General features: G+C 74.1%; 7 protein-coding genes, 1 pseudogene and 1 CRISPR repeat array (1 of these 9 running past the window's edge). Of the genes and pseudogenes, 4 read left to right on the top strand and 4 right to left on the bottom strand.

Going from position 1 to position 6,201, the window contains the following annotated elements; all coding sequences use genetic code 11:
- Positions 1-132: 132 nt before the first annotated feature.
- Positions 133-711, top strand: a complete 579-nt coding sequence (locus ACFV7Q_RS29295) for an FABP family protein (RefSeq protein ID WP_385432852.1) — start codon at positions 133-135, stop codon at positions 709-711.
- Between the two features lie 5 nt (positions 712-716).
- Here the strand turns inward: ACFV7Q_RS29295 and ACFV7Q_RS29290 are convergent, their stop codons facing one another.
- Positions 717-1,103, bottom strand: coding sequence for a GntR family transcriptional regulator (locus ACFV7Q_RS29290; RefSeq protein ID WP_385432850.1), 387 nt, complete (start codon positions 1,101-1,103; stop codon positions 717-719).
- A gap of 69 nt (positions 1,104-1,172) precedes the next feature.
- On the opposite strand from ACFV7Q_RS29290, the gene ACFV7Q_RS29285 reads away from it, so the two are divergent.
- Both ACFV7Q_RS29285 and ACFV7Q_RS29280 read left to right on the top strand, forming a co-directional pair.
- Positions 1,173-2,111, top strand: a complete 939-nt coding sequence (locus tag ACFV7Q_RS29285; protein WP_385432849.1) for a GNAT family N-acetyltransferase — start codon at positions 1,173-1,175, stop codon at positions 2,109-2,111.
- The gene (locus tag ACFV7Q_RS29280; RefSeq protein ID WP_385432847.1) at positions 2,104-2,592 is read left to right on the top strand and encodes a DUF402 domain-containing protein; all 489 of its coding nucleotides are present in this window, start codon (positions 2,104-2,106) and stop codon (positions 2,590-2,592) included. Before ACFV7Q_RS29285 ends, ACFV7Q_RS29280 begins: the two co-directional genes overlap by 8 nt.
- A 16-nt stretch (positions 2,593-2,608) precedes the next feature.
- Here the strand turns inward: ACFV7Q_RS29280 and ACFV7Q_RS29275 are convergent.
- The 3 genes and pseudogenes from ACFV7Q_RS29275 to ACFV7Q_RS29265 all read right to left on the bottom strand — a co-directional run.
- Positions 2,609-3,079, bottom strand: a pseudogene (locus ACFV7Q_RS29275) (transposase); the annotation flags it as partial.
- Between the two features lie 105 nt (positions 3,080-3,184).
- Positions 3,185-3,994, bottom strand: a complete 810-nt coding sequence (locus ACFV7Q_RS29270) for an isocitrate lyase/phosphoenolpyruvate mutase family protein (RefSeq protein WP_385432845.1) — start codon at positions 3,992-3,994, stop codon at positions 3,185-3,187.
- Positions 3,991-5,325, bottom strand: coding sequence for a hypothetical protein (locus ACFV7Q_RS29265; protein ID WP_385432843.1), 1,335 nt, complete (start codon positions 5,323-5,325; stop codon positions 3,991-3,993). Before ACFV7Q_RS29265 ends, ACFV7Q_RS29270 begins: the two co-directional genes overlap by 4 nt.
- A 65-nt stretch (positions 5,326-5,390) precedes the next feature.
- On the opposite strand from ACFV7Q_RS29265, the gene ACFV7Q_RS29260 reads away from it, so the two are divergent.
- On the top strand, positions 5,391-6,086 hold the full coding sequence (locus ACFV7Q_RS29260) for an ArsR/SmtB family transcription factor (RefSeq protein WP_385432841.1): 696 nt from the start codon (positions 5,391-5,393) through the stop codon (positions 6,084-6,086).
- A gap of 76 nt (positions 6,087-6,162) precedes the next feature.
- Positions 6,163-6,201: direct repeats of the CRISPR family, unit length 29 nt; it runs 721 nt beyond the window's last position.

Raw genomic sequence — 6,201 nt, 5'->3', positions numbered from 1 at the left:
GCGCGGCGGTGCCTCCCGTCCGCGCGGCCGCAGGGCCGTGACAATGGGCCCGGACCCGCGTCCCGGGGCGGCGGGCCGGTAGTCCGCCCAGCGCCCCGGGGCAGCCGAACCACCGGATCAGGAGAGCCGACCGTGCCCGACGCGCCGCAGGAGAACCCGTACCCCGACAGCCACGTCCTCGGCGAGGGCCCCGAACCGCACGCGCAGCTGAAGCCGGTCCTCGCCCTGCTGGGCCGCTGGCACGGCAGCGGGAGCGGCGAGTACCCGACGCTGGAGCAGGGCTTCCATTACCGGCAGGAGATCACCTTCAGCCACGACGGCCGGCCCTTCCTGCGCTACGAGTCGCGCGCCTGGCTGGTCGACGGGGCGGGGACGGCGCTGCGCCCGTCGGGTCGGGAGAGCGGCTGGTGGCGGGTACTGCCCGACGCCTCCCTGGAGGTCGTCCTGGCCCATCCCACCGGCATCGTCGAGACCTATCTCGGCGCGGTCACCGACGCCGGCGCCGGCACGGGCACCGCGCCGGGCACCGAGCTGGTGGTCGAGCTCGCCACGGACACCGTGGCGAGCACTCCCCGGGCCAAGGAGGTCACCGGCATGCGGCGCCGGTACGCGCTGCGCGACGGCGAGCTGTCGGTCGAGCAGGACATGGCGGCGATGGGCCTCCCACTGGAGCACCACCTCAGCGCCCGGCTCCGGCCCTGCCAGCCGTAGCGGCGTTACGCGCCGTACCGCGCGCGGAGGGCGTCCAGGGCGGTCGCGGTCGCTTCGTCGAAGGTCAGGCCCAGCCGCTGCGCCCGCTCGGCGAAGGCCTGCGCCGCGGCGGCCGCCTCCCGCGCGGCGGAATCGCCGGCGGCCGCGACGAACGTGCCGTGCCGGCCCCGCGTCTCGATCACCCCGTCCGCCTCCAGCACCCGGTACGCCTTCGCCACCGTGTTCGCCGCGAGCCCGAGCTCCTCCGCGAAGCCGCGCACCGTCGGCAGTTTGAATCCCACCGGCAGCCGTCCCGTCCTCGCCTCCTCGGCGATCTGGGCGCGCAGCTGCTCGTACGGGGCGGCGGCGCCGGCCGATCCGTCGATCCGGATGTTCAGGTTCGTCGAGGTCACACGGCTGATTCTCCCATTGGGGCGGGAAATTGGGAGGCGTCCGCCCCGCCCCGCACCTACCGTCGCCCCATGACCGTATCGATCCGCGATCTCCACCCCGGTGACCCGTCGGACGTGGAGGCCGTCGTCCGGGTTCGTCGCGCCACGCTGCCGTTCATGATCTCCACGGCCGGCGGCGTCGTCTTCGAACTGGCCGGCGCCCACCCCGACGAGCACCACCGCATCCTGGTCGCCGAGGACGACGACGGCCTCGTCCTCGGGACCGCCCAGGTCGCCGTCGCCCACGACAGCGCCGAGCCGGGCCTGTCGTCCGCCAACGTCCACGTGCACCCCGACCACCGCGGACGCGGCGCGGGCACGGCCCTGCTGCGCGCGGCCGAGGAGCACGTCGCGGCCCTGGGTGCGGTGAAGGTGTTCTCCTGGGTGCCCGACGAGGCCCCCTCGCGGTCGTACGCCGAGCGCCGCGGGTACCGTCCGAGCCGTTCGGCGCACTTCCTGCGACTGGACCTGGCCACCGCCGAGCTGCCGCCGTACCCGCAGGAGCTCCCGCCCGGCGTGGAGCTGCGCCCCGGCTCCGCCTTCGCCGGCGAGCCGCGCCCCCTGTTCGAGGCGGACGCGGCGGCCACCGCGGACGAGCCGGGCGACGTGCCGGTCCTCCTGGACGACTACGAGAACTGGGTGCGCACCACCTGGCAGGACCCGGAGCTCGACCACGAACTGACCTCGGTCGTCCTCGTCGACGGGACCGTGGCCGCGTTCACCGCCGCCCGCACCGACGGCGAGACCCGCTACGCCTCGGCGATGACCGGCACCCTCCCCGGCTTCCGCGGGCGCGGCCTGGCCAAGCTCGCCAAGACGGACTCCCTGCACCGGGCCCGCGCGGCCGGCTACCGGGAGGCCTTCACCGGCAACGACGCCGGGAACGGGCCGATGCTGGCCATCAACCGGTGGTTCGGGTACGAGGTCGGCGCGAGCGAGGTCCGCTTCGTGAGGGAGCTCCATGGGTGAGCGCGGGATGGTGACGGTGGCCCTCTCCAAGGCGGGCCGGACCAAGATCCGCTACCCGGCGGACGTGGTGGCCGACACCGGCGACCGGATCACCGTACGGGCCCCGTGGGCGGCGGACGGGGTACGGGACTTCGGGTTCGTGCGCTTCGAGCCGGGCGACGTGTTCACCGAGCACTTCTGGCGGACGCGCTGGTACGCGATCAAGGAGGTCCGCACCGGCGCGGGGGTCCTCAAGGGCTGGTACTGCGACGTCACCCGCCCGGCCGTGGTGGAGGACGGCGAGATCCGGGTGGCGGACCTCGACCTGGACCTGTGGGTGTCGGCGGACGGCTCCTCGGTGCTGCGGCTGGACGAGGACGAGTTCGAGGCGAGCGGGCTCGCGGGAACCGACCCGGAAGCGGCCGCGGAGGCGGTCCGGGCCCTCGACGCCCTGGAGCGCCAGGCCCTCGCCCCCTCGGGCCTGCCCGCCCTCCTCACCTGAGGGAAGCGGCCCCTCAGCGACCGTGCAGGTTGCGGGCGGTGAGTTCGATGCGGGTCTCGTCCGAGTCGTAGCCGGCGTCCAAGTGCACCGTGATGTCGTCGGGCAGCGGCTCGAGGTCGTCCAGCAGGTCCAGGGCCGGAGCGAGCAGCGGAGAATCGTGGCGGTTCGCTCCGGCCACGACTCGGCCGAGGGCGATTCCGTAACCATCCGTCATACCCGGACGCTGCAGGCCCTGTTTGCCGCAGTGGACCGGTGAGCGCCCGGCCACCTTCCCGCCGCCGGGGGCTTTGGTGCTGGAGCCGTCGATGGGGATCTGGGCGAGCCTGAGCCCGACGATCCGGTCGTAGGTTTCCAGCGCGATCCCCTTGAGCCGGGCGAAGAGGCCGAGCCGGATCCACTCGTCGCGGCGGTTGCGGAGGGTGGTCGCCGAGCAGGTCGTGTCGGCGATCGCCTGGTAGGAGCGCCCGAACCGCAGCAGCTGCAGCAGCGGCAGCACAGGCACAGGTCTCCCCGGCGGTCACGGAGCGTCGTCACTCCACGTCCGGTGCGGCGTAAAGCGGCGAGACCGGTGTGCCTGGTGCCCGTCGGGTCCTCAGCTTCCGGGTGGGGCCAGGTTCTGTACCGCGGCATAGCCCGGGGCTGCGGGCGTCTGCGGGAACACACCGTTCGCGCGCAGGCTGACGGCGGTGTCCACGGCCGCACCGAGGGCGAGCCGGAACAGCAGTGAGCCGAGACTGACCCGGCGCACACCGAGTTCGGCCAGGCGGGCGAGTGACGGCCCGTGCGGTGTGGCGAGGACGTTGAGCGGCAACGCGGTCGCGTTCACCGCCGCTGCGATGGACGCCGGATCGGTCAGACCCGGCACGAAGACGCCGTCCGCGCCCGCGTCCCGGTAAGCCGCCAAGCGGGACACAGTCTCCGCCTCGTGTCCCCCGCGCAGCCAATGGGTGTCGGTGCGGGCGTTGACGAAGAGCCAGGGCACGGCTGCCTTGACCGCGGTGATCTTCGCCGCGTGCAGGCACGGCGGGGTGAGACCACCGTCGGCGCGGCCGTCCTCCAGGTTGACGCCGACCGCGCCCGCCTCGGCGAGTTCCGCCGCGAGGCCTGCGACCTCGGCCGGGTCGTCGCTGAAGCCGCCCTCGACGTCGACGGAGAGCAGGAAGGGCCCGCCGCCGAGAAGGCGCGCGAGCCGCAACGTCTCAGCACGGGTCCGGCCGGCCCCATCCGGCAGCCCGGCCGAAGCGGCGACACCCAGGCTGGTGGTGCCGACGGCGGGGAAGCCGGCCACGGCCAGCGCGGCTGCGGAAGCGTGGTCCCAGGCGTTCGGCAGCAATATCGGCGCGCCGGGGCGGTGGTGCAGTTCGCGGAAGGCGATGGCGGCGGAAGCGCTGACGGTGCTCATACCCGCTCCTCGGAGTTGGCGGCGGCGCCGAGAGGGCCGACGGCCCCGGCGTAGTAGTCCAGCGAGCCGGCGACGTGTGCGGCGAGCCGTCGGAAGGACCAGCCCTGGCCGGGCGAGCGGTCCAACTGCGCGTCGCTCAGCGCCCCGAGGCGGTCGGCCCAGATCCTGCCGAGACGGACCAGGCGGCTGCGCGCCTCATCGAGGTCTTCCGTGGTAAACGGCGCGAGGTCGGCCGGTGTGGTGGTCGCCGATGCGTGCCAGTGGTCTGACTGCGGCTCCTGGCCAGCCAGACGGGCCTCCAACTCGGCGAGATGGTCCACCAGATGGTCGGCGACCCGGCGGATCGCCTTGTGCGGGGTGTAGACGCGGTCGTCCGCCGCCAGCGGTTGCCCGTCCCAAGCAGTCCAAGTCACGGCGAGGTCCAGCACACGTGCGACCGCCTTTGTGACCTGCGCGGCCGGGTCGTCCCGTTCCAGCATCCCGGCGGCGAGCGCCAGTGCCTGGGCCCGGCCCGGGCACCGGTGCGGCCCCGCGCCGAAGGCGAGAGGGGCCGGATCATCATGGGCGCCGATGTCCGGATCGGAATGGTCGCCGCCGGCGGGGGTGCCCGGCTCCACGGCGGTGACGTCGATCAGCACCACCTCCCCGGACCGGAGGTCCAGCGCGCCCACACGGACGTCGGCCAGCGCTCGTCGGCGCAGCGCGGTCACGGGCGGGTCCTGCCGCAGCACCTCGGCGAGGAGGGCGTCCGCGCCACCTGGTGGGAGTCCGTCCGGCGCGGCCCGGCGGGCGTGCTCGGCCAATCGGGCGGTCGCATCGCACGCCTGCACCAACAGCCCGATCCGCTGCGCGGCCGCCTCCAGGTCCTCCACGCCGTCCTCCTGAGCGGTCCGGGCGAGGAGTGACGCGATGGCTTCGTCGGCAGTCTTCTCCTGGGTGGGCGTCAGGTCGCTGCCGAAGTATCCGGCACAGACGGACATGGCTGCGTCGGCCACTGCGTCCGGGCCCGGCAGACCCAGCTCCTCGGCCAGGATGCGCACGACAGTGTGCCGGTCGTCCGCGCCGACCACCGAGCCGGCAGCCGCCCGGCGCAGTTCGCGCGGGTCCAGGCGCGCAAGCTCCACCACCGCGTGGGCGCGCCGACGGGCATGCGTCTGCCCGTCGCCAGTGAAGCGGGCGACAGTGGCGCGCAGCCAGGCCAGGGAGCCTGCGGGCGCATCCGCCGCGTCGGCGCCGGGTTCGGGGACCAGCAGTGGCTGGTCGAGCACTGCACGGGCGTCGGCGTACGCAGTGACACGAGAGGAGAGGACGGACGGGTCGGAGGTCGTCATGCGACCCACGCTAGGTGCGGGAAACTTCGGCGCACGCCGAACCGTGGCCGGGGCATGATGGGCCCATGTCCGTGCAACCTCTGGCCCGGCTCGCCGGGCTGCTGGCCGACCCCACCCGTGCCGCGATCTGCCTCGCGCTGTTGGACGGCCGTGCCTGGACCGCGGCCGAACTGGCCCACCACGTCGGCATCGTGGCGTCGACCGCGAGCGAGCAGCTGTCCCGGCTCGTCGCCGGCGGCCTGTTGGTCGAGGAGCGCCAGGGCCGTCACCGCTACCTGCGGCTGGCCGGGCCCGGCACCGCCGCGCTGGTCGAAGACATGGCAGCGTTCGCGGCGGAGTCGGGTTCCGCGCCCGCACCGCGCAATCTGCGTGACAGCGTCCGCCACAGCGCTGAGGCGCGCGCCCGGACCTGCTACGACCATCTCGCCGGCCGCCTCGGCGTCGCCCTCGCGGACGCCCTGCTGGCACGCGGCGTTGTCACGGAGGACACGGGTCTGGCCGTGACCGCACCAGGCCGCGCCTGGCTGGTCAGCATCGGCATCGACATGGACAAGATGCGCCGCGGCTCCCGCCCGCTGGTCCGCAGCTGCCTCGACTGGACCGAACGCCGACCCCACCTCGCCGGCGTCCTCGGCACAGCGCTCCGCGCGCACGCGATGGACGCCGGCTGGCTCGAACCCATCGGCACCGGCCGCGCCCTCCGGGTAACCCCGCCCGGCGCCGACGCCCTTCACGACCTGTTCGGCATCACCCTCAACTGAGCGTGGTTCGGCTCCCAACCTCGCCTGCGCCGCCGCCCATCTGCGCGAACCCTAAGCCGCACCCGAAGAGCCGGACGGGGCCATCCCCGCGGGTGCGGGGAGCAGCGCCACGGCC

The sequence above is a fragment of the Streptomyces sp. NPDC059851 genome (assembly GCF_042732005.1).
Lineage (GTDB): Bacteria > Actinomycetota > Actinomycetes > Streptomycetales > Streptomycetaceae > Streptomyces.
Note: the sequence above shows the minus strand (reverse complement) of the source record. Positions and strands in the feature narration are given on the sequence as shown.

Coding starts and splice junctions, on each gene's coding strand:
- ACFV7Q_RS29280 (WP_385432847.1), top strand. CDS start 2,104: ATGGGTGAGCGCGGGATGGTGACGGTGGCCCTCTCCAAGGCGGGCCGG.
- ACFV7Q_RS29285 (WP_385432849.1), top strand. CDS start 1,173: ATGACCGTATCGATCCGCGATCTCCACCCCGGTGACCCGTCGGACGTG.
- ACFV7Q_RS29265 (WP_385432843.1), bottom strand. CDS start 5,325: ATGACGACCTCCGACCCGTCCGTCCTCTCCTCTCGTGTCACTGCGTAC.
- ACFV7Q_RS29260 (WP_385432841.1), top strand. CDS start 5,391: ATGTCCGTGCAACCTCTGGCCCGGCTCGCCGGGCTGCTGGCCGACCCC.
- ACFV7Q_RS29270 (WP_385432845.1), bottom strand. CDS start 3,994: ATGAGCACCGTCAGCGCTTCCGCCGCCATCGCCTTCCGCGAACTGCAC.